This window comes from uncultured Gemella sp., assembly GCF_963519265.1.
GTDB lineage: Bacteria > Bacillota > Bacilli > Staphylococcales > Gemellaceae > Gemella.
The window spans coordinates 1-22,603 of record NZ_CAUQNQ010000020.1; the positions used below are offsets into that span (position 1 = coordinate 1).

21 protein-coding genes and 1 other annotated feature are annotated in these 22,603 nt (G+C 29.4%); of the genes, 15 read left to right on the forward strand and 6 right to left on the reverse strand.

Annotated elements, in window-relative coordinates; all coding sequences use genetic code 11:
* Window positions 1–393: 393 nt before the first annotated feature.
* From RWN11_RS03665 to dnaA, 5 genes are all read right to left on the reverse strand, one after another.
* Window positions 394–1,434 (reverse strand): LacI family DNA-binding transcriptional regulator, encoded by a 1,041-nt coding sequence (locus RWN11_RS03665; protein ID WP_314160434.1) that lies wholly within the window; start codon window positions 1,432–1,434, stop codon window positions 394–396.
* Window positions 1,435–1,693: 259 nt separating this feature from the next.
* Window positions 1,694–2,647 (reverse strand): L-lactate dehydrogenase, encoded by a 954-nt coding sequence (locus tag RWN11_RS03670; RefSeq protein WP_314160435.1) that lies wholly within the window; start codon window positions 2,645–2,647, stop codon window positions 1,694–1,696.
* A gap of 569 nt (window positions 2,648–3,216) precedes the next feature.
* A complete protein-coding gene (locus RWN11_RS03675; protein ID WP_314160436.1) occupies window positions 3,217–4,407 on the reverse strand; it encodes an MFS transporter in 1,191 nt (396 codons plus the stop codon).
* Between the two features lie 218 nt (window positions 4,408–4,625).
* On the reverse strand, window positions 4,626–5,765 hold the full coding sequence (dnaN, locus tag RWN11_RS03680) for a DNA polymerase III subunit beta (RefSeq protein ID WP_314160437.1): 1,140 nt from the start codon (window positions 5,763–5,765) through the stop codon (window positions 4,626–4,628).
* A 157-nt stretch (window positions 5,766–5,922) separates the two neighbouring features.
* Entirely contained in the window at window positions 5,923–7,407 is a 1,485-nt protein-coding gene (gene dnaA, locus RWN11_RS03685) for a chromosomal replication initiator protein DnaA (RefSeq protein ID WP_314160438.1), read from the reverse strand.
* Window positions 7,408–8,236: 829 nt separating this feature from the next.
* On the opposite strand from dnaA, the gene rpmH reads away from it, so the two are divergent.
* From rpmH to RWN11_RS03740, 11 genes are all read left to right on the forward strand, one after another.
* Entirely contained in the window at window positions 8,237–8,371 is a 135-nt protein-coding gene (gene rpmH / locus RWN11_RS03690) for a 50S ribosomal protein L34 (protein ID WP_003144116.1), read from the forward strand.
* Window positions 8,372–8,496: 125 nt separating this feature from the next.
* The gene (gene rnpA, locus RWN11_RS03695; RefSeq protein WP_003144300.1) at window positions 8,497–8,841 is read left to right on the forward strand and encodes a ribonuclease P protein component; all 345 of its coding nucleotides are present in this window, start codon (window positions 8,497–8,499) and stop codon (window positions 8,839–8,841) included.
* A gap of 2 nt (window positions 8,842–8,843) precedes the next feature.
* Window positions 8,844–9,722, forward strand: a complete 879-nt coding sequence (jag, locus tag RWN11_RS03700) for an RNA-binding cell elongation regulator Jag/EloR (protein ID WP_314160439.1) — start codon at window positions 8,844–8,846, stop codon at window positions 9,720–9,722.
* Window positions 9,723–9,730: 8 nt separating this feature from the next.
* Window positions 9,731–10,105 carry a response regulator gene (locus tag RWN11_RS03705; protein WP_314160440.1) on the forward strand — a complete coding sequence of 125 codons (375 nt, stop codon included), beginning with the start codon at window positions 9,731–9,733 and terminating at the stop codon, window positions 10,103–10,105.
* Between the two features lie 229 nt (window positions 10,106–10,334).
* The gene (locus RWN11_RS03710) at window positions 10,335–10,598 is read left to right on the forward strand and encodes a SemiSWEET family transporter (protein ID WP_060913362.1); all 264 of its coding nucleotides are present in this window, start codon (window positions 10,335–10,337) and stop codon (window positions 10,596–10,598) included.
* Between the two features lie 292 nt (window positions 10,599–10,890).
* A complete protein-coding gene (gene mnmE / locus RWN11_RS03715) occupies window positions 10,891–12,273 on the forward strand; it encodes a tRNA uridine-5-carboxymethylaminomethyl(34) synthesis GTPase MnmE (RefSeq protein ID WP_399535955.1) in 1,383 nt (460 codons plus the stop codon).
* Window positions 12,274–12,518: 245 nt separating this feature from the next.
* A complete protein-coding gene (locus RWN11_RS03720) occupies window positions 12,519–13,283 on the forward strand; it encodes an exodeoxyribonuclease III (RefSeq protein ID WP_314160441.1) in 765 nt (254 codons plus the stop codon).
* 100 nt (window positions 13,284–13,383) lie between these two features.
* On the forward strand, window positions 13,384–13,953 hold the full coding sequence (locus RWN11_RS03725; RefSeq protein WP_314160442.1) for a hypothetical protein: 570 nt from the start codon (window positions 13,384–13,386) through the stop codon (window positions 13,951–13,953).
* On the forward strand, window positions 13,953–14,465 hold the full coding sequence (locus RWN11_RS03730) for a GNAT family N-acetyltransferase (RefSeq protein ID WP_314160443.1): 513 nt from the start codon (window positions 13,953–13,955) through the stop codon (window positions 14,463–14,465). The genes RWN11_RS03725 and RWN11_RS03730 overlap by 1 nt, the downstream gene beginning before the upstream one ends.
* Before the next feature lie 82 nt (window positions 14,466–14,547).
* Window positions 14,548–15,000, forward strand: a complete 453-nt coding sequence (locus RWN11_RS03735; RefSeq protein ID WP_314160444.1) for a DUF3290 family protein — start codon at window positions 14,548–14,550, stop codon at window positions 14,998–15,000.
* A complete protein-coding gene (locus tag RWN11_RS03740; protein ID WP_314160445.1) occupies window positions 15,000–15,632 on the forward strand; it encodes a DUF421 domain-containing protein in 633 nt (210 codons plus the stop codon). Before RWN11_RS03735 ends, RWN11_RS03740 begins: the two co-directional genes overlap by 1 nt.
* Window positions 15,633–15,774: 142 nt before the next feature.
* Here RWN11_RS03740 and RWN11_RS03745 read toward each other — a convergent pair whose 3' ends face one another.
* Window positions 15,775–16,056 (reverse strand): GNAT family N-acetyltransferase, encoded by a 282-nt coding sequence (locus tag RWN11_RS03745; protein ID WP_314160446.1) that lies wholly within the window; start codon window positions 16,054–16,056, stop codon window positions 15,775–15,777.
* Window positions 16,057–16,773: 717 nt separating this feature from the next.
* Window positions 16,774–17,011, forward strand: a binding site (T-box leader).
* Window positions 17,012–17,086: 75 nt separating this feature from the next.
* Between RWN11_RS03745 and RWN11_RS03750 the strand changes: the two genes are divergently transcribed.
* From RWN11_RS03750 to RWN11_RS03765, 4 genes are all read left to right on the forward strand, one after another.
* Complete coding sequence (locus RWN11_RS03750) at window positions 17,087–18,364, forward strand: O-acetylhomoserine aminocarboxypropyltransferase/cysteine synthase family protein (protein WP_314160447.1); 1,278 nt, start codon at window positions 17,087–17,089, stop codon at window positions 18,362–18,364.
* 347 nt (window positions 18,365–18,711) lie between these two features.
* On the forward strand, window positions 18,712–19,380 hold the full coding sequence (locus RWN11_RS03755; protein WP_314160448.1) for a response regulator transcription factor: 669 nt from the start codon (window positions 18,712–18,714) through the stop codon (window positions 19,378–19,380).
* Complete coding sequence (locus tag RWN11_RS03760; RefSeq protein WP_314160449.1) at window positions 19,380–20,366, forward strand: sensor histidine kinase; 987 nt, start codon at window positions 19,380–19,382, stop codon at window positions 20,364–20,366. Before RWN11_RS03755 ends, RWN11_RS03760 begins: the two co-directional genes overlap by 1 nt.
* Before the next feature lie 531 nt (window positions 20,367–20,897).
* Window positions 20,898–22,505 carry an ABC transporter ATP-binding protein gene (locus tag RWN11_RS03765; protein ID WP_314160450.1) on the forward strand — a complete coding sequence of 536 codons (1,608 nt, stop codon included), beginning with the start codon at window positions 20,898–20,900 and terminating at the stop codon, window positions 22,503–22,505.
* Window positions 22,506–22,603: the final 98 nt, after the last annotated feature.

Genomic DNA, 22,603 nt, shown 5'->3' on the forward strand with positions numbered 1-22,603 from the left:
CACAACATCAGTTTGGAAGACTGAGGTTTTACCACTAAACTACACCCGCATTATTTAATTTTTAATATTAAGTGTTTCTTCAACACTTAAATTATTTTATCATTTTAAGAAGCTTTTGTCAAGAAGTTTTTTTATTTTTTAAAAAGTTTTTTTGAAGCAACGCTTCGTTTCAAGACTTTATTAGTTTATCATTATTGTTATTTTTTGTCAAGAGTTTTTTGAATTTTTCTTAACATTTCTTTTTTTAAAATGATTGATTGTTCGTCTTCTCTATCAGAAGACTTTAACTATTCTATCATCAGTTTGATATTATGTCAATAGAAAATGAAAAAAAAGTTTAGAAAATTTCATTTTTTCATTTTCTAAACTTTTTCTTCTATAAAATAGTGTTTTTTATTTTGTTGTTTGTCTATGAACTATTCTGTAAGGTAAATTCATCTCTTTTTCTTGAGCTTTTAGTTCTGCTAATTCTTCTTCATCAATTTCTTCACCTTTACGTTTTGCTTTTTCTATATCGATAATCTTAGTTAAGACACGCATAGAAACCGCACCTATATCAAAAATTGGTTGGAATACAGATGAAATTTTTGGTCTTGTCATATTAATTAGTTTTGTATTTTCTAATGAAAGAATTTGTAAATCTCCTGGAATACTCATTCCAAGATCTAATGCTTGTTGCATAGTTGCTAATGCAACTTCATCAAACATTGTAATTACTACTTCTGCTTCTATATTGCTCACAGCTTTGTATAACTTGTTACTTTCTTTATAAGTTCTATATCCATCTATTATATTTTGAGGTTTAAACTCAACTTTTTCAGAAGCTAGTGCATCTTTATATCCTTTAATTAATCTTTGAGTTTTTTGACTTTCGTATTTGTCTATAATTAATGATATATTTTTTACACCTTTTGATAAGAATTCTTTTGTTACATCATAAGCAGCTTTTTCATAATCAATATTAACTGAATAAAAGTCAGAATCTATACCTAGGTTACCTGCTAATACTACTGGAATTTGAATATCTTGTAAGTAATTTTTAGAACTATCTGATAGAGAATGTCCTAAATAGATAATCCCATCTACTTGTTTACTTACAAATGATGCAAATATATTTTTTTCAATTTCTTGATCATCACATGAATTTGCTAAGATAATATTGTATTTGTACATATTAGCTACAGATTCAATACCACTTACTATTTCTGCAGAAGATAAGTCTGCTATATCTGGTAATACTATACCGATTGTTGTTGTTTTTTTACTAGCAAGTCCTCTGGCAACAGCGTTAGGTGTATATCTTAATTTCTTAATAACCTCTTGGACACGTAGTCTTGTATCTTCTTTTACATTAGGGTTATTGTTAACAACCCTAGATACAGTTGCCATCGATACTTTTGCTTCTTTTGCTACGTCATATATCGTTATTGTCATAGTCTATCTCCTCTATTTTTTATTGTTTATTTATTTTGATAACTTTTAAAACCTTTTCATCCTTTTATATTGTAACAAATTTTTTAATATAAGTCTAGTACTTGAAAACAAAATTATTCATATTTTTTTATTTTCAAAAAACGTTTACTTATTTATAAATATAGTATTTCCTTTACTTAAGTTTTACAAAAAAAAGAAGAATTAAATTCTTCTTTAAATTAAAGATTTGAATCTAATTCTTCTATAATTTTTACTTTAATTAAGCTTCTAAAGCTGCGTATGCGTTGTCTAAAGTTTCTTTTAATACTTTAGCAGAGTGTAGCATTTTAGCTTTTTCATCTTCGTTTAATTCTAATTCAACAACTTCACGAACACCTTCGCGTCCTAAGATAGCTGGAGTTCCGATGTATAATCCGTCGATTCCGTAGTGTCCTTCACAGTATCCACTTACAGCTAATTCTACGTTTTCGTCACGTAAGATAGCTTTAACAATTGTGAATAAAGCAAGACCGATTGCGTAGTAAGTAGCGCGTTTACGGTTAATTACTTCGTATGCAGCACGCATAACTTTTTCTTCTACATCAGCGAAGTCTTCTTTAGTGAATTTAGAAGTTTCTAAGAATCTGTCGAATTGTTTTCCATAAACATTTACATTACTCCATGCAGCAAGTTGAGTGTCTCCGTGTTCCCCAATGATATATCCACGAACACTGCTTGGTGCTAAGTTTAATCTTTCTCCTAAGATGTAACGGAATCTTGAAGAGTCAAGAGTAGTTCCTGATCCAACGATTTTGTTTCTTGGGAATCCAGTGAATTTTTGTAAAGCGTTAGTTAATACGTCTACTGGGTTAGATGCGATAACGATTACTCCATCGAATCCTGAAGCTACGATTTGTTCTGACATATCTTTAACAACTTTCATGTTTTTGTCTACTAAGTCAAGACGAGTTTCACCTGGTTTTTGAGGAAGACCTCCAGCGATTACGATTACGTCTGCATCAGCACATTGCTCGTATCCACCTGAAGTTACTTTAATAGGTGGTACTAATGCTCCACCGTGATTAAGGTCCATCGCTTCACCTTCAGCTTTTTCAGCGAAGAAGTCGATTAATCCTAGTTCTTCACAAAGTCCGCTTGAATATAATTGATAAGCAAAGCTCATCCCTACCATTCCTGCTCCTATTAAAACAACTTTTCTATTTTTCGCTTTCATAAGAAAACCTCCATATAATTTATATATTTTTAGATATTTTTAAGTAATTATTTTTACTATTTTATTTTCTATGAGAATAGAATACTACAAGTATCCCTTTTATAGTATAAACATCTCATTTCCTTTAAAATTATATCATACTATTGGAAAAAAAGAAAGTGTTTTTATCCCTTTGAATTATACCTTCTTGTTATTAATCTAAACAAATTTCCATATATTTTTTACAATTTATTAAGTTATTTTTCATTAATATTTAAAACGTTTTCTTGTTGTAATCTTAATTTTTGCTTATACCAATATTATAAGATAATTTTTCAATTTTATTTTAATTTTTAAAAAATCACTGTTTTTTTATATTAAATTTCTTATTCTTGTACTATTATTTTTCTATAAACTGTACTTTGTATTAATTTCTATAATTATATGTAGTACTATTTGCTTATTTTTTCTGTATTATTTAATTTTTTATTCTTGTTTCTTTGAATTTTTTTGTAAATAATTTAAAAGAAAAAAAGAATAACTAACCTTTATTATTTTCTCAGAAATAGCTAGCTAGTTACTCTTTTTTATTATTTTTCTATTATATTTCCTTTAGAACTACAGTGAATTAATGTCACTAGTAATACTGCTGATGTCGCTATTAAAACATATAGCGCTTTATTCCAATCAGAGATATCTCTGATATATCCTAATAATGGTGGGAATATTGCCGCTAATAAGTATCCCCCTGATTGTGCTAAACCTGAGATATCAGCCGCTTCACTTTCATTTCTTGATTTAGCTGAGAATAGATACATAACATATGAGAATGATCCTCCTCCAGCTAACGCGAAGATAACTATAAATGTTAGCATTAATACGAAGTTCCCACTTGTCGAAAGCATTCCAACAAGTGACACGATATATCCAATAGTAATTACTGTAGGAATAATTAATTTATTATGTAATTTATCCGCTAAAATCGGTACTATAAAAGTAGATGGAAATTGAGCGAATTGACTAATTGATAATAATAGTCCTGCTGTTTCAGGTGAGAAATCTTTACTAATCATAATTTCAGCAAACCATGAAACACTGCAATAGAATAATGCAGATTGTAATCCCATACTCAACATAATCGTCCACATTTTAGAATGTTTAAAGTATCCATGGACTTTTTCGTGTTTTTCTTCGATTTCAGCTACATTATTATTTTTTGATATCGCTGTGTAGATAAAGATATTGATAATTGCAATAATAATCCAAATATTAACCGCAAGTCCTGTTGAAAATTTTTCTCCACCTATATTTGTACTTAATAGTGGATAACTGATACCCGCAGCAACCGCAGCTCCTACATTCATAACAACTGCATAAAAACCAGTCATAACCCCTAGTTTTTCTGGGTAATATTTCTTAACTAATCCTGGTAATAATACATTACCTACTGTTATTCCTACTCCTACGATAAATGTCATAAGGAAGAATACATAAGTATTAATGTAAAATCTAAATCCTAAACCTACAGTTATAATTACCGCAGCTAATAATATTGTCTTTTCTAAACCTACTTTATTTGATAATTTTGCTACCATTGGACTAAATATTGCAAAGGCAATTAAAGGTATTGTTGTGATAAATCCAGCAACCGTATTATTGATATCTAATATAGATTTTAATGGTCCAACGATTGCACCTACTGCTGTAATAGGTGTTCTAAGAATAAGTCCTAAAAAAACAACACCTAATAAAATTAATATGCTACTTTTTTTCTTTGTCATTGTTCCTCCTAAATAAACTTTGAAAAGGGAGTAACTTAAAAATACTGATTTTATATAAATCATATTAACAAAGTCACCCCCGTATAATCATATAGATAACCTGCTATTTTTTATTTTTTCAGTTTTTCTATAGATCATCACGTTTTTATTTTAATACTTAATCACGAGAATTGTTTTAAATTATTTCAATCCCGTTCCCTATTTTATATTTATTTTTATTAGTAAGTTCTTACTGGTAAAATTAATTCAATAATTTCTCTGTGATAGTCACTTGGTTGAATAATAAACGCTGTTAACTCCCCTGAGAACTTAACGATAATTTCTTCTGCAGCAACCGCAGATACCGCGTCTTTTAGATATTTTCCAGATACAGAGATTTCGAATTTTTCATCTTCTAATGTAGAAGAAACTTTTAATTCTTCTATAGCACTTCCTAAGTCTTTAGATTGAGAAGAAACTTCTAATAGATTATCAGTTACTACTAATTTAATAATATCATCTTTATCTTCTCTACTCATTAATGCAACCCTATCAACTGCACTGAAAAACTCTCTACTGTTGGCCACGAATGTACATTCAAAAACAGTAGGAATAAGTTTATTAGTATTTGGATAATTTCCGCTGATTAATAATACTGTATAAATTACATTTTGGTAGTAAAGAACTATTCTATTGTTTTCATAGAAAATTTCTACTTGATCTTTTCCATTTTCTATCATTCTTTGGAAATAAGTTAGAGCTTTTCTCGGAATAATTAAGTTAAACTCTTTGTTGCTATCTTCATCATTTAGCGTAACTTGTCTTCTACTTAGGCGATATGAATCTGTTGCTGTCGCTGTTAAGATTTTGTTACTTAATGAGAAGTTAACCCCTTCAAGAATAGGTCTTTGATCGTTAGGTGCTGTACAAAATACTGTTTCTTTTATAATATCATTGAAAACATTAGCTTCTAATTTAAGACTGTTTTCTTTAGAGATAACTGGGAATTCTGGATAATCATTTGCATCATATCCTTTTACGTTAAATTCACTTTTACCTGATTTAACTAAAATATTGTTACCAACTGTTTCTATCTCTATTAAATCTGTTGGTGCTTTTCTAATTATTTCTATAAAATTACGAGAAGGTAATACTACTTGTCCTTCTTTTTCTATAGTAATAATTTCTTTATCATCTTCGTAACTATTTACAGAATATTCTACAGATACTAAAGAATCACTTGCTTTTAATATAAGCTTATCTTTTTCTAATTCTATTTTTATTCCTTTTAAAATTTCAAAAAGAGAATTAGGTGCAATTACTCTTGAGACATGATTTAAGCCATCAAGAAAATTTGATTTAGTTATAGTAAATTTCATGTTTTCTCCTTATATATAATATATATTTAATAAAATAATAATAATAAGGGCTGTAAAAACTGTGGAAAACTAAAGATAACTCAAAAATTATGAATTTTCCCTTGTTAATAACTTGTGAAAAAATACATTAATATCTTTAGTAGATTTTAACAGCTTCTTATATTTTTCCTAAACGTTCTTTTATTACTTCTATATCTTCAAAAATCTCAGGATTTTCATCTTTGCTTAGTTTTGCTATCTTATTGAATGAATAAAGAATAGAAGTATGATCTTTATTAAAACAATCACCTATAGATGGGAATGATAATGTAGTAAGTTCCCTACATAAGTAGATAGCTATATTTCTAACCTGAACAACTTCTTTTTTACGAGAAGATGAAAGAATATCATCAACCTTGATTTTATAGAAGTCTGCACACACATTAATAATATTCTCAGGTGAGATATTTTTTCTAGGTGAAGTTTTCGCGCTTTTCAGTATTTCCTCGGCAATACTAAGTGAAGGTTGTTCATGTTTAGAAGTTGCTGTAAACTTAATACGTTTAAGAACACCTTCAAGCTCTCTTATATTAGAAGATACATTGCTAGAAATATAAGTAAGTGTCTCTTCATCTAGTTTAATATCGAACTGTTCACACTTGAATTTAATAATTGCCATACGTGTTTCGAAGTCAGGTGGTGTAATGTCCGCAGTTATCCCTTGACTGAATCTAGTAACTAATCTATCTTCCAAATCATTAAGTTGAGATGGCGAGCGATCACTTATAAGGACGATTTGTTTCTGATTCATTTGTAGCTCGTTAAAAGTATGGAAAAATGCGTTTTGTGTTTCAGTTTTGCCTGATAAGAATTGAATATCATCGATTAAAAGAGCATCAACGTCACGGTATTTTCTTCTAAAGTCTTCATCCGCATTAGTATAGTTGTTTTTATCTTTCATCGGTTTAATAGAAGCAAGAAATTCATTTAAAAACTTCTCAGATGAAATACATTCAATTTTAAAATCAGGAAAATTAGCTTCCATTTCATTTCCAATAGCGTGAAGTAAGTGTGTTTTTCCTAGTCCAACACCTCCATAGATAAATAGAGGATTATAGATACCACCAGGGGAAACTGCAACGTTCCATGCTATATTATGTGTAAAAGCATTCCCTTCCCCTACTACGAAATTTTCAAAAGTGTAGTTTTTATTAAGCGTAGGATTTTTTTTGCTCGCTGTAATATTTTTGTTAGGGACAGGATGTTTATAATCTTCTAGAGGAAAAGTTTGTTTCTGATAGAAATGTTGTGCTCCAGAAGGCTTATCACCTTGAAGAAAATTCTGTCTAATTAGATTTTCAGCTGCTGGTTTTTCTTCAACAACATGAGGTGTAATTAGAGGAATATCAGTATCAAGTGAAGTATATTCTATATTAAAATCAAAACCAGTATTTTTCTTTAGTATTTCTTTTAATTTTTGATCATAAGCACCTTGAATAAATTGAGAAATAAGAGCTTCTTTACTAGTAATAACTATTGATTTTTTCATAAAATCGACATTATCTATAGAAGCACCAGAAAACCAAGTATCAAAAACATGAGGATCAACGGTACTTTTTAGTTCACGAAGAATAATTTCCCATAAGAAATTAGAATTACTCAATGAAATACCTCCTTAAAAAAATATATAAATAATTATAGCATAGATTGGTAATAAAATAAAACATTAGTTATTCACAAGTTGTTAACAGAAGTTATTAACTATGTGTAAAAAAGAAGAATAAAAAGCTGTTAATATGTTAAAAAGAAAAGAAATAAAATAAATAATAAACAAGATTTAAAAGGTTTTTAACATCTTTCAAGATAGATATAAATATACTTAAAGAGTTTTTCACACACAATTAACACCTGTGAATAACTTTTAAATGTGAAATTGTTAATAACTTTATAAATTTGTTAAAAACTAAAGAAAAAAGAAAATGTTTTCTAGATATTAATATAGTTATTAACAAAGATATGTGGATAACTTATAATAAACTGTGGAAAACTATAAAGAAGATATACTTAAATATTTTTTTATACTGAAAAACAAAAATTAACAGCTTATTAACAACATTATCTATTAGTACATGGAGTATTATTTTTATCCATAATGAAAGAAATAAGAATTTTAATCGGTGTTTACCCAAAAGTCCTAAAATTCTTAAAAGTTCATAAAAAAACTCATAGACACAGTGTTTTATTGATATCTAAATTCGCTTTATGAAAGCTTTTTAGATATCTAATAAACTACTGCGAGAGTGACTCGACAAAATCTTGTTTCTACAAAATCATGATTTTTGAGTTACTCCCATTTTATAGTATATTTGTGCCTATCTAGATTTTTTTTAGAAAAAATGAGGTTTTTACTTGATAAATTATTTTAGATATGTTAAACTAATTCAGTTATTACATCTATCTAAGTAAAGAAAAGAAAACTCGAGGAGGACAAAATGAAACGTACGTATCAACCAAATAAAAGAAAACATTCAAAAGTACACGGATTTAGAGCTAGAATGAGCACTAAAAACGGAAGAAATGTATTAGCAAGACGTAGAGCTAAAGGAAGAAAAGTTCTTTCAGCTTAATGTTTGCACAGAGGGTATCACGAAAGTGGTACTCTTTTTTTATTAACTGGTCCTAAAAAATAAGAAAGATAGTTGTAAAAAGTTAAATAAACTGTTAAAATATTAGTGTTAAGAAAGGTTTTAAAATGAAAAAAGAATATAGAGTAAAAAGAAGTCAAGATTTTGATAATATAATAAGAAAAAAACAATCTTTTGCGAATAGACAGTTTGTTATTTATTATCAAAAAAATAATTTAGACCATATGCGTTTGGGTATTTCTGTTAGTAAAAAATTAGGAAAAGCCTTTGAACGTAATAAAATAAAAAGATACATACGAGAAACTTTTAAAACAAGAAAAGAACTTGTTAAAAACTATGATATTATAGTGATAGCAAGACCAGGTGCTAAAGATATGCCATTCTTAGAGTTCGGCAGCAGCATCGATCATGTTTTAAAAAGATCAAAACTTATGAAAGCGAAGAGGAGTTAAGAATGGAAAAAGAATATTATTATGTTGGAGTTACTGTAGATGAGGCTATAAAAAAAGGATTAAAAGACCTAGCTTTAACAGAAGATGCAGTAAAAATTGAAGTAATCGAAGGTGGGAGCGCAGGTATTTTCGGTTTATTTAAAAAAGAAGCAAAAGTAAAATTAGTTCCATTAGATGAAGATTATAATAAAGAAGAAGCTGTTGAATTAGCTAAAACAACTGAAGAAGTGGTTGAAGTTGAGAAAGTAGCAGAAAAAGAACAAGAAGTTGAAGTAAAAATAACAGAGCAAGAAGAAGTTGTTGTAGAAAAAGTTGTAGAACAAGAAGTTCACGTAGAAGAAACAAAACCAGAAGTAGAAGAAACTGTTGTTACAGCTGAACACGATGAAGAACCTGTAAAAAAAGCTAAAAGAGAAGATTATATCGTAAAAAATAAAGATCGTATTGTAAATTATCTACAAAATATTGTTGTTGCGATGGGATATCCTGATGCAACTGTAGATTTTAGAGAAGATGGTAATCGTCACTTTACTTTAAATATTAAAACAGAAGAAAACACTAGTTTAATAATTGGTAAACGTGGAATAACTTTAAACAGTTTACAATTTTTAGTTAATAACTACGCTAAAAAATTCAGTTCACACTACTTCAGAATAGAAGTTGATTGTGATGATTACAGAGAAAATCGTAAGAAAACATTAGAAGAATTAGCGTTAAACTTAGCTAAAAAATCTAAAAAAATCGGAAAACCTGTTGAATTAGAACCAATGACAAGCATTGAAAGAAAAATTATTCACAATGCCTTAACAGGAATTAAAAATGTTGAAACAGAATCACGTGGTGAAGAGCCACACAGATATTTAGTTATTACAGCTAAATAGGAGGCCTAATGAAGTCAGTATTAATAGTTGATGATAGTTCATATTACAGAAGTCGTGGAGCAGAAATTGTTAGTCGTGCAGGATATAAGTGTCATTTTGCAGAAAATGGCGAACAAGCTGTGAGAATGTACAGAAGGATACAACCAGATTTCGTGACGATGGATATTTGTATGCCGATAATGGATGGTTTAGAGGCGACGAAAGAAATTTGTACGAAGTTTCCTGGAGCAAAAGTGCTTATCTGCAGTAGTGTTGGTGAAGTACCCGTGTATAAAAGACAGGCATTTGCTAATGGAGCATGTGGTGTACTGCCAAAAGAGTATGATTTAGATGACTTAGAATTCGCTATTTCAGAAATTGAACTTATGAACGAAGAGAATTAATATCTTATTAAAAACTTTTTAATAAAATAATAAAAAATGAGTAGTTTGGAGATTTATCCAAGCTACTTATTTTTTGTGGTTCTACAAAATTTAGGACTGATGAGAAGAGTCATGAGCTTAAAGCTCAGGAATCCTTTTTTTTTGCTAGTGTATAATATTTTGTGTTTAACATAATTATTGACAGTATCTTTTCTCTTCTGATATAATGAGACCTCAGGAGGTATATTATATGTCTAAACAAAAAATTAATCGCTTTGTCGGATCTATTGGAGCTTTTATTGGGATTCTTGTTTTTATTGCATATATTCCACAAATTATCGCTAACTTACAAGGAGAAAAAGCTCAACCATTCCAACCACTATTTGCAGCAGTTTCTTGTTTAATTTGGGTAATCTATGGTTGGACAAAAGAACCTAAAAAAGACTGGATCCTTATCATTCCCAATGCAGCGGGAGTGATATTAGGTGGTATAACTTTTATTACTTCTTTATAAAAATTATATAAACAAAACCAGAAACTTCATAAAAAAGTTGCTGGTTTTTTATGCTGATTGCAAGCATTCTATTTGTTTGAACGAACTAAACTCAACAATCTTAATCGGACTGATTTTTTCCATCAGTCCGATTTTTTGATGGGCCTTTTTTGTTCGCCCTCCCCTAACCCATTATTAAAAAAGTATATAAAATGTAGCTTGGTCGTATATAGAGAAAAATTTAAAGGAATAGTGTATAATAAATAAGATATGAATTTTTAATTAATATAAAGAGTTAGAAGGAGTTTGAATAATGAGTGAAACAATTTGCGCTATATCGACTGCCCTAGGAGAAGGAGCTATAGGTATTGTTAGACTTAGTGGTGATGAAGCATTTAGTATTGCTGAAAAAATAGTAAGACTACCAAAAGGTAAAACGGTAGCGAGTCTAGCTAGTCACACTATAAATTATGGTAATGTAGTTGATCCAGCTACAAATGAAAAAATTGAAGAAATTATGCTTGTAAAAATGGTAGGTCCGCGTACTTATACTACTGAAGATGTTATAGAAATTAACTGTCACGGTGGTATTGTAACGATTCAAAAAGTACTTGCACTTTGTTTAGAACATGGAGCAAGAATGGCTGAACCAGGAGAATTTACTAAACGTGCCTTTTTAAATGGACGTATAGATTTAACACAAGCAGAGGCTGTAATCGACTTTATTAAGAGTAAAACAGATGAAGCTAGTCAAATAGCTAACAACCAAATGCAAGGACGCTTATCGACGCTTATTAAACGTCTACGTGCTGAAATTTTAGATATACTAACAGTTGTTGAGGTAAATATCGATTATCCTGAATATGATGACTTAGAAATAGAAACGACAAAAACTATTCTTGAAAAATCAACAAGTATTAGAAATAGTTTAGAAAGTCTATTAGAAACATCAAAACAAGGGAAAATTATTAAAGAAGGTATAAATACTGCTATTATTGGACGACCTAACGTTGGAAAGAGCTCACTGTTAAATAACCTACTACAAGAAAATAAAGCTATCGTAACAGATATTGCAGGAACAACTCGTGACGTACTAGAAGAGTATGTGAACATTAAAGGAGTACCAATTAAATTAATAGATACGGCTGGTATTCGTGAAACAGATGATATCGTGGAGCAAATCGGGGTTAAACGAAGTAAAGAAGCTTTAGAAAAAGCTGATTTAGTATTATTCTTATTAAACAGTAGTGAAGAATTAACAGAAGATGATAAAGAATTATTAAAACTAACAGAAGGAAAAACAACTATCGTAATATTAAATAAACTAGATTTAGAGACGAAAATTGATATTGATGAAGTTGAAAAATTAGCGTACAACCACCCTATAATAAAAACATCTATGACAACATACAAAGGAATAGATGAGCTTGAGAAAAACATTAGAGATTTATTCTTCGGTGGAGCTGCTCGTCCAAAAGATGCGACGTACTTATCAAACACACGCCAAATCAATCTTATTCAACGTGCGTTAACAAGCTTAAATGATGCTATAGGAGCAGCAGAGATGGGGCTTGAAGTAGATATGGTACTTATAGACTATACGAATACATTCAACCTATTAGGAGAAGTTATTGGGGAAAACTCTGGTGATGAACTAATAAATGAATTATTCAGTAGATTCTGTTTAGGAAAATAAGCAGTATTATAAAAAAAGTGAATGAAATGCTTTGCGTGAGATATAAAAGAAAAGACGAAAGAAATTGTTTCGCGTGAAATATAAAAGAAAAGATGAAAGAAACTGTTTCGCGTGAAATATAAAAGAAAAATATAAAAGACATTGTTTTGTGCGAGATACAAAAGTAAAGCTGAAAGAAATGTTTCACATGAAACAAAGCTACAAGATAATAAAGATGTTTCACATAAAACAAAAAGGAGAACGAAATGAAATGTATAAGTTTTAATGTCAATGGTCTAAGAGCGATCGTTGGTAAAAATTTTGAAGAAGATTTTAAACAATTAGATGCTGATTTTTTCTGTTTACAAGAGACAAAAATGCAAGCAGGACAATTAGATTTACAATTCGAGGGGTATTATAGCTATTTTAACTATGCTGAGCGTAAGGGATACTCAGGAACAGCTATATACACTAAACACGAGCCATTAAATGTAACATATGGAATAGGAATCGAAGAACATGATACTGAGGGTCGTGTAATTACTCTAGAATATGATAAATTCTTCTTTATTACAGTGTATACGCCGAATTCAGGTAGCGAGCTTAAGCGATTAGAGTACCGCATGAGTTGGGAAGAAGATTTTAAAAACTATTTATTAGAATTAAACAAAACAAAAGGTGTCGTTGTTTGTGGAGATTTAAATGTTGCACACACAGAAATAGATTTAAAAAATCCGAAATCAAACACGAAAAATGCAGGATTCACACCAGAAGAAAGAGAAAAATTCACGAAGTTATTAGATGCTGGCTTTATCGATACATTTAGATATTATAATCCAGACTTAACAGGTGCCTACTCTTGGTGGAGTTACCGTTTTAATGCACGTAAAAATAATGCAGGATGGAGAATTGACTACTTCTTAGTAAGTCGTGATTTAGAAGAGTATTTAGAGAGTGCTGCTATTCACAATGAAATATTCGGTAGTGATCATTGTCCTGTAGAGCTTGAATTAAAAGACAATTTATTGTAAAATATAATATGCGTTGTGGAAAAACCATGACGTATATTTTTAATTATTAGGCTTTAAAGCTTAAATAATTAAAGAAGAATCTTTAATATATTAAATAAAAATGAACGGAGGCGACTTAATTAGAATAAACTATATTGTTAAGTTGCATCCGTTATTAATTTTTAGAAAAGAGGTAATTATGGGACCAAAATTTTATATAGAAGATGTAAATGAGTGGGATTCAAAATATTCAATTGATTACATTAAATTCGATGAATTTGGAGTAATTGATATCGTGAGATTAACTGACGAAAGGGATTATTTAGTCCATGGAAATATAAAGTTACCGATTTTTAATACAGAAAGTGAATATATAGATTACTTAGAAAAAGAAGATATAATAGATCCATTTTTGGTGAAGCAATTAAGGCTCTTAGTAGGTTATAAACCTGAAATGATAACCTTAGATGAAGTTACTTTGAACAATGCATTATTTATAGGCGATCCTAGAGGTAAAAAGAGAGGCACAGGATTCAAAAATGCATTTCAACTTCTAATGGAAGCTACGTTACTATGGGAATTCGCAGCTTTAGAAGCACTTGAAAAAACTATGCAGGTTATAAGAACATTAATACGTGATAAAGAGCATAAAATAAACGATGGACCTATTAGAATAAAAAAGGTGAGCTAATGTTAAGAAAAACAAAATTAGAAGAATTAGAGCAAGTTATGAAGATAATAGAAGATGGTCGTATTTTTTTAAAAGAACAAGGTATAAATCAGTGGCAACATGGAGAACCTAGTAGAGAGACGATTATTAATGATATAAATGAAGGTATTTCTTATGTCTTTGAAAAATCGGGAGAAATAGTAGCAACAGCAATGCTATCTTCTTTTGACGAAGATTATGAACGATACCCTACTCTTTGGACTGCTAATAGTAGTTATTTAGCTATTCATCGTATTTCAACGGCGAGCGATTCACGTAATCAAGGAATCGCTCGTGAAATGATGGAAGACATCTATCTTTTAGCTAAGACTCAAAATGTACAATATTTAAGAATTGATACTCATTTAAATAACAAAATAATGAGAAAATTTTTAAGTAACTTTGGATTCATAGAAAAAGAAATAATAAAACTAACTATGAAAAATAATTTAGATAATAAAGAAAGAATCGCATACGAATTAAAAGTGAAATAATAAAATAGTTTCATGTGAAACAATCATAAATTAAAAAATTCTGTGATGGTTTCACATGAAACAAAAATTCAGGAGGGAAACGATGAAATTTTATTCTTACGAATACTTACAGAGTAAAATAGAACAAAATAACATTGTAGGAATAGTTATTGTAGGTGTACTACTTTTAGTATTGCTCTTTAGTATAGCTAAATATTACAAAAATAAACAAGACACAAAATATAGAGAGTTGTCGATAATACTAGTACTAGGAACAATATTGGCGGTAACTATAGGTATAGGAAACTATCAAGATAAATCTATTTCTTCGAATCAATACAGAAGTTCAGTACAGTTTATCGAAAAAATAGCGGATCATTTAAATGTAGAAAAGACACGTATTTATATTAATAGTGAGGTATCTATAGAAAATTCATTCGTGAAAATCGATGATTCTTACTATAGAGTAATAAGTAGTGGAAAAAAAGATGATTACTTATTAGAGAAAATAGACTTAATAAATCCAGTAGTAGAAAAAGTGGAGGTAAATAAATAATGCAACTTTCATACATAGATATAGCAATAAAACTAGCATTAGGATTAATATCACTAGTATTTGTAATAAATATATCAGGGAAAAGTAACTTGGCTCCATCTTCAGCGAGTGATCAAGTACAAAACTATGTGCTTGGTGGAATAATTGGTGGTGTAATTTATAATCCAGTAATTTCAATTCTACAATATATAAATATATTATTGATATGGGTTATCCTGGTACTTATTCAGAAATGGTTAAAAACAAACAATTCATTTTTTAAGAAAATAGTAGACGGAGAACCAACAACTGTAGTGAAAAATGGAAGAATAGATGTAGAAGCTACTAGAATGAGTGGATTGACAGCCCATGATTTAGCATTTAAACTAAGAAGTCAAGGTGTTTACAGTATTCAAAAAGTTAAAAGAGCCGTGTTAGAACAAAATGGACAGTTAATTATAGTATTAGCAGGTGATGAAAATCCAAAATATCCGATAATAACAGACGGTAACATTCAAATCAATACATTAGAATCACTAGATAAAACAGAAGAATGGTTAAAAGAAACTTTATTAGAAATGGGATATGAAGATGCCTCTAAAATATTTTTAGCGGAATACGATAAAGGACAATTGTATATTATCGAGTATTAATATAATTATTTTTTTAAATAACTAACTTAAATTTTAATAAGATAATAACAAATCAACTAAATAAAAAAATAATAATATAGATTAATATAATAGAAAGTAAAAGCAGGAAATTGAAAAATCAATCTTCTGCTTTTTTTTAATATTATTTTTCGGCGTTAATAAAGTCGTAAGAAGAATCTTCTTGGAATTTTTTAACGACATAAGAACAAGCTGGTTTAATTTTTTTGTTTTGCTCAGCCATATCTTTAACAAGCGCATCTAATAGCTTGCCTGCAACGCCTTGACCTCGAAGTGAAGGATCAACAAAAGTATGATCAGCGACAACTACGTTAGGATTATTAGTAGTAGCATAGGTAATTTCAGCTATAACTCTACCATTTTCATCATATTTAACGAAACCATCATTTGTTTTAGTAAATTCCACATAAACCTCCTGGGATAATCATATAGTGATATGAGTGTTAGTATTGCTATTATATCATAAAAATGATAGAAGGATGAAGATTTAGGTTGAGGAAAAAAAGGAGGGATAGAGATATAAAGTGTAGAAATATCTTTAAAAGTGTAATAAGAGAAATAAAATATGATTAATAGCAGTAATTTGTTAAAAGAAATGTGTAAGTTACTATCTTTTCTAAGGTCCACACCTACTCTTTTTATTATATGTTTTATAAAAATTGATGGTTTTTTGTTAGTATTCCATTGTTATTTGATATTAGATTGTCCATTTTTTCTTCGTTGATACCCCTTGTTTTTAATTTTCTAGGTTTATTATTTTCTTCGCTACTTCTATTCCTTTTTTGCTAACTATTTCTATTAGTTTTCATTTTGGTAGTCTCTATTCTTTTTTATTAGTTGCGCCTATTATTTATTACATCTTTTTCTTGATATTTTTCTTTGTTTTTTATCTCCTGTTTCCCTTTTTGCATTTTACAATTGAAAAAAATTACAAAATTATTATTTCTTAAATTAAAATAAATAGTTTTACTAAATTTTCATTTATCAAATAATAAATAAATTAAGATATTTTTATAGTATTTTTTATTTTACATCTTATAGAAGAAAAATAAAACGGTTTATTTTTTTGAAAAAAGTTGTTGACAAATATATAAAATGGGTGTACAATGAGTTTAAATTTAATACACAAACGTTGAAAAGATAAGTAGATTAATACGTAGCTACAACAGAGAGTTGCTGGTTGGTGTGAAGTAACATGGTGAAGATTAGTTGAAAATGGTCTTAGAGTTTTGTTTATCTAATAGGTAAACACGTGAGCTGCACGATATAGCACACAGTATAAACATGTACTGAATAAGGTACTAATCGCAAGATTAGTATAAACTAGAGTGGTAACGCGAATTAAGATGATCGCCTCTATTGCAAACGCAATAGGGGTGTTTTTTTATTATCTAAAACACAGAACTTATCAAAACGTAGAAAAGAGGAAATATATTATGACAAGAAAATTTAGTTTTGAAACATTACAATTACATGCAGGGCAAACAGTTGGAGATACAAAAGCAAGAGCTGTCCCTATTTATCAAACAACATCATTCGTTTTTGATGATACTCAAGATGCAGCTGATTCATTTGCATTAAGAAAAGCTGGAAATATTTATACGCGTATTACCAATCCTACTACGGCAGTCTTTGAAGAAAGAATTAATGCTTTAGAAGGTGGAGTTGGGGCATTAGCTGTAGCTTCAGGAATGGCTGCAATTACATATGTATTCCTAACATTAGCTCATGCAGGAGATCACATCGTATCTTCTAAAAATGTATATGGTGGAACATATAACCTATTGAAACTTACTTTACCACGCTATGGTGTAGAGTCAACTTTTGTTGATCCAGATAACTTTGAAGAAATTGAGCAAGCAATTACTGATAAAACTAAAGCTCTATTTGTAGAAACATTAGGAAACCCATTAGCAAATGTTGCTGACTTAGAAAAATGGGCTGAGATTGCTCATAAACATAAAATTCCATTAGTAGTTGATAACACGTTTGCTAGTCCATACTTAATTAATGCATTTAGCCATGGTGTAGATATTATTATTCACTCTGCGACTAAATTCATTGGAGGACACGGTACATCAATCGGTGGTGTTATCGTAGATAGTGGTAAATTCGACTGGGAAGGTAGTGGAAAATTCCCACAATTAGTTGATGAAGATCCAAGTTACCACAACTTAAGTTATACAAGAGATGTAGGACCTGCTGCGTTCATTACAAATGTAAGAACACAGTTGTTACGTGATACAGGAGCAGCATTATCACCATTTAACGCATTCTTATTATTACAAGGTTTAGAAACATTATCTTTACGAGTAGAGCGTCATGTAGAAAATACTCAAAAAGTAATAGACTTCTTAGTAAAACATCCTAAAGTAGCATCAATCAACTATCCAGGATTAGAAGGAAACAAATATTATGAATTAGCTAAAAAATACCTACCTAAAGGTAGTGGATCAATCTTCTCATTTGATGTTGTTGGAGGAGAAGAAGCAGCTCGTAAAGTAATTGATAGTTTAGAAATTTTCTCAAACTTAGCGAATGTAGCTGATGCGAAAAGTTTAGCTATCCACCCAGCCTCAACAACACATGGACAATTAAGTCCAGAGGAATTACAATATACAGGAATTACTCCACAGCAAATTAGATTATCAATTGGATTAGAAAATGCGGATGATCTAATTGAAGATTTACGTTTAGCTTTAGAAAATATCTAAGAGAAAAGTTTCACAAGAAACATTTAATTAAAATAATTAATATTTTATTAAAAATTGTGGATTAAGAAAGAATTTTTAATACCCTTGACAGCCATTTATTTTAATATTAATATACTTAAATAAATATCATCTTAATCCACAATTTTCTCTTTTTGAATAGAGATTATTTAGAAGTATGAAATAGAAACAAAACAGTGTGGAAATTTCATAATACTACTTCTGAGTAATCTCTGTTTTTGATTGGAGATAGGAATTTTGAAGATAATATTAATTTTTTGTAGATATATATCAAATAAAATATGTTTATGATATAATTTTAGTAATAATAGTAGCTAAGGGGTGAACATATGTATAAAGTAATGATAGTAGAAGACGATGAGATAATTTCTAATTCTATAGCAGGATACTTACAAAAGTGGCAGTATGCTACACACGAAGTTGTAGATTTTCAAAATGTAGTTAAGGAATTTGTGGAACAATCACCAGACGTAGTATTAATGGATATTAATCTACCTTACTTTGATGGTTATTATTTTTGTGAAGAGATTAGAAAATTGTCAAAAGTGCCTATAATTTTTATTTCATCTGCGAATGATGATATGAATATTGTGATGGCTATGAATATTGGTGCGGATGATTTTATTGAAAAGCCATTTAAGCTAGTTATTTTGAAGGCAAAAATCGAAGCCCTACTCCGCCGTGTTTATAATTTTAGTGGATCATCGAATCTTGTAGTGTATAAGGATGTAATTTTTGATATGAGCCGTGATGAGGTAAAATATCAAGATAATCTCGTTGAACTTACTAAAAATGAAGGTAAAATTCTTACAGTATTATTAGAAAACAGAGAAAAAATAGTAACGAGAGAAGAAATAATTACCGCCTTGTGGCAAAGTGATAACTTTATCGATGAAAATACCTTGTCTGTTAATATAAATAGACTTCGTGCAAAATTAAAAAGCATAGGAATAGATGAATTTATTACTACTAAAAAAGGTAAAGGATATATCGTCTAATGGAAATATTAAAAAGTTATTTAAAGAAAAACATAAAAGTTTATATTTTATTTGTAGTTTTTATTGCCATATTTTTCATTATGTTTTATTTGTATAATTTGCCACTAGAAGCTCTAATATATACAGGAAGTTTTTGTTTTTTTGCAGCTCTTATAGCTAGCTTTTTAGATTTTGTTAATTATAGAGAAAGTTATAAAAAATTAAAATTTCTAGAGCAAAATATTCTAAATGATCTAGACGTTCTGCCAAAAAGTTTGGATACCAGAATAGATTATTATCATAAAATTATAGAGAAATTATATGAAGAATTAGAAAAATTAACCCAGGAAAATCGACAAAAAAACACAGATATGGTTGATTACTACAGTATGTGGGTTCATCAGATAAAAACACCGATTGCAGCGATGAATTTTCTATTAGACAATGAAGAAGTAGATCAGAAAAACTTACAGCAAGAATTGTTTAAAATAGAACGTTATGTTGAGATGGTTCTAACGTACATAAGATTAGATAGCACGTCATCAGATTACGTTATTACTAAGATTAATCTTGATGAAGTAGTGAAAGATAGTGTAAAAAAATATGCGACTATATTTATTAACAAAAAAATTAAATTAAACTATGTTTCACATGAAACAATGGTAATTAGTGATAAAAAATGGTTGAGCTTCGCCTTCGAACAAATACTAGGTAATAGTGTGAAGTATACTAGCACTGGTGGAGAAATTATAATAGAAACCTGTGAAAATAAACTAATTGTAGAAGATAACGGTATGGGTATTAAAGAAGAAGATTTACCTCGAATTTTCGAAAAAGGTTTTACAGGTTTTAATGGAAGATATGAAAAAAAATCTAGTGGTTTAGGTTTGTATTTATGTAAAAAAACTCTAGATAAGCTAGGGCATCATATTGAAATTTCTTCAAAAGTAGGTGAAGGAACTAGAGTAGAAATAACATTCCCAAAAGAAGATACTTTAAGGGATTAGATAAAAACAAATCAATAAGGGATCCTCTTGAGAGTTAGATTATGAATTTAACTTTTAAGGGGATTTTTTAATTTAACAAGTGAGACTGGATATAAATTGATAAACTCCCAAAGTAAGTTAGCTATAAACTCGACAAAATTTACTTGAGGGAATTGAACTAAAAGTCTTAAATTAAAAAAAAGTGTATATTATAAATCATAGACGCAGGGGGTTATTGATATCTAAATTCGCTTTATGAAAACTTTTAGATATCTAATAAATCACTAGAAGAAATAATTCGCTAAAATTACAAAAAGTAACTTGATGGAGCAACTTAAAAATCGAGATTTTGGAGAAATCAATTTTGTCGAGATGTCCCCTCAAAGTTTATTAGATGTAAAATTTATAAAACCTAAAAAGCCACTTGATATATATATATATTATAATGTAAATAAAATTATTTTCTAACTAATAGAATAAATTATCTGAAAACTATCTTGTTTTAGTTTATTTTATTTGATAGAATAGTAGTAAGGTATAAGGAGGGAAAAGATGAAGCAGTATTTAAAGAAAAGATATTTAGAAAATAGTTTGTTACTTTTACTAATTATTTTTGGGGGAGCATGTAAGGTTGTCGCTGCGTATTTTATAGGGGATGGATTTAACGAATTAATTAAATCGAATACCGATGGCTTTTTCTATAATATAGCCTATGCGGGTATCGTGTTTTTATTATATTTAGTTTCTATTTATATAAAAATTCCGTATGAAAACTATGTAGTGCAAAAAATGATAACTGATATTAGATGTGATGTTGTTGATGCAATTTCTAAAAACAACTATGCTAATTTCAATAAGAAAAATAGCGGTGATTACATATCGTGGCTTAGTAATGATTTGATGATTGTTGAGGAAAAAGGATTTGGTAATTTTTATCAAAGTATTACAGCGATAATAGAGACGCTTTTAGCTATAGTTGGACTATTTGCATTCCACTGGTCGATTATCGTTTTCTCTATAGTAATGAGTGTTCTTACACTAGTTTTACCAGCTCTTGCGCAAAAATCTATCCAGAATAAAGCTCAGAGATACTCAGGCTCATTAGAAAAATTAATAAGTAAAAATACAAATTATTTACAGGGATTCGATAGTTTACTATCTTTCAATAAATTAGGAATTTTGAAAAAAATTGTAGCAAACTCTTCTAATGAAGTATTAAAAGAATCTGTGTCTCTAAGAAAAAGTGTCGGATTAGCCGGAGTCCTAGGTGGTTTAGGGAATTTAGTAGGGCAAGTTGGTGTAGTATTACTAACGGGAATACTGGCACTAAAAAATATTGTAGGCTTTGGATCTATTTTAACGGTAGAGTCACTAACATCTACGATTTTTAATTCAGTAGGAAATATTATGAATATTACGGTAGAGTTAAATATCGTAGTGCCAATCTTTGAGAAATTCGAGAAATTCAAAGAAGAGGCTAAGGCAATTAATGACAAAGATACTGGCAAGAAATTATTAAATGAAGAAATTGAAACTATAGAATTAGAGGATGTTTCTTATAAATATGAAGAGAAGAGTGTATTAAAAAATATTTCGTATGCATTTAACAAATATGGTAAATACGCTATTGTCGGAGAAAGTGGCAGTGGGAAATCTACATTGTTAAAATTATTGACAGGAAGAATAGAAAATTACGAAGGTGCAATTAAATTTAATGGTGAAGAACTAGAGGGTCTTAATAAGCATAGCCTGTATGATAAGATGCTATATATCCCACAAGAGCCGTATATTTTCACAGAAAGTCTAAGATTTAATATAACGCTAGGTGATGATTATGCTGATGAAAAAGTCAAAGACGTGTTAGAAAGTGTAGGATTAGGAGAGTTTCTGGCAAGTCTTGAGGATGGCTTAGATACTGAATTTGTGGAAGGTGGTAAGAATTTATCAGGTGGTCAAAAACAAAGAATAGCCTTGGCTCGTGGAATTATTAGAGAGAAAAAAGTAGTGCTGTTAGATGAGATAACTTCTAATTTAGATAAGGATAATGCAGAGAAAATAGAAGAACTTCTATTAACTAATCCAGAATTAACGGTAATTCTAATCACACACAGACTAGATAGCAACTCTGAACAAAGATTTACAGATATATTGAGATTATAATTTCCCAGGAAATAAAGTTGATAAAGTATTTGAAATCAAATAAAAAGTAATAAATATCCCAATCTTACAAAAGTGTAAGGTTGGGAGCTTTTTTGTAA

Coding starts and splice junctions, on each gene's coding strand:
- mnmE (WP_399535955.1), top strand. CDS start 10,891: ATGAGTGAAACAATTTGCGCTATATCGACTGCCCTAGGAGAAGGAGCT.
- RWN11_RS03740 (WP_314160445.1), top strand. CDS start 15,000: ATGCAACTTTCATACATAGATATAGCAATAAAACTAGCATTAGGATTA.
- jag (WP_314160439.1), top strand. CDS start 8,844: ATGGAAAAAGAATATTATTATGTTGGAGTTACTGTAGATGAGGCTATA.
- RWN11_RS03665 (WP_314160434.1), bottom strand. CDS start 1,434: ATGACAATAACGATATATGACGTAGCAAAAGAAGCAAAAGTATCGATG.
- rpmH (WP_003144116.1), top strand. CDS start 8,237: ATGAAACGTACGTATCAACCAAATAAAAGAAAACATTCAAAAGTACAC.
- RWN11_RS03765 (WP_314160450.1), top strand. CDS start 20,898: ATGAAGCAGTATTTAAAGAAAAGATATTTAGAAAATAGTTTGTTACTT.
- RWN11_RS03760 (WP_314160449.1), top strand. CDS start 19,380: ATGGAAATATTAAAAAGTTATTTAAAGAAAAACATAAAAGTTTATATT.
- RWN11_RS03755 (WP_314160448.1), top strand. CDS start 18,712: ATGTATAAAGTAATGATAGTAGAAGACGATGAGATAATTTCTAATTCT.
- dnaN (WP_314160437.1), bottom strand. CDS start 5,765: ATGAAATTTACTATAACTAAATCAAATTTTCTTGATGGCTTAAATCAT.
- RWN11_RS03720 (WP_314160441.1), top strand. CDS start 12,519: ATGAAATGTATAAGTTTTAATGTCAATGGTCTAAGAGCGATCGTTGGT.
- RWN11_RS03750 (WP_314160447.1), top strand. CDS start 17,087: ATGACAAGAAAATTTAGTTTTGAAACATTACAATTACATGCAGGGCAA.
- RWN11_RS03725 (WP_314160442.1), top strand. CDS start 13,384: ATGAACGGAGGCGACTTAATTAGAATAAACTATATTGTTAAGTTGCAT.
- RWN11_RS03710 (WP_060913362.1), top strand. CDS start 10,335: ATGTCTAAACAAAAAATTAATCGCTTTGTCGGATCTATTGGAGCTTTT.
- RWN11_RS03735 (WP_314160444.1), top strand. CDS start 14,548: ATGAAATTTTATTCTTACGAATACTTACAGAGTAAAATAGAACAAAAT.
- RWN11_RS03670 (WP_314160435.1), bottom strand. CDS start 2,647: ATGAAAGCGAAAAATAGAAAAGTTGTTTTAATAGGAGCAGGAATGGTA.
- RWN11_RS03705 (WP_314160440.1), top strand. CDS start 9,731: ATGAAGTCAGTATTAATAGTTGATGATAGTTCATATTACAGAAGTCGT.
- rnpA (WP_003144300.1), top strand. CDS start 8,497: ATGAAAAAAGAATATAGAGTAAAAAGAAGTCAAGATTTTGATAATATA.
- RWN11_RS03730 (WP_314160443.1), top strand. CDS start 13,953: ATGTTAAGAAAAACAAAATTAGAAGAATTAGAGCAAGTTATGAAGATA.
- RWN11_RS03675 (WP_314160436.1), bottom strand. CDS start 4,407: ATGACAAAGAAAAAAAGTAGCATATTAATTTTATTAGGTGTTGTTTTT.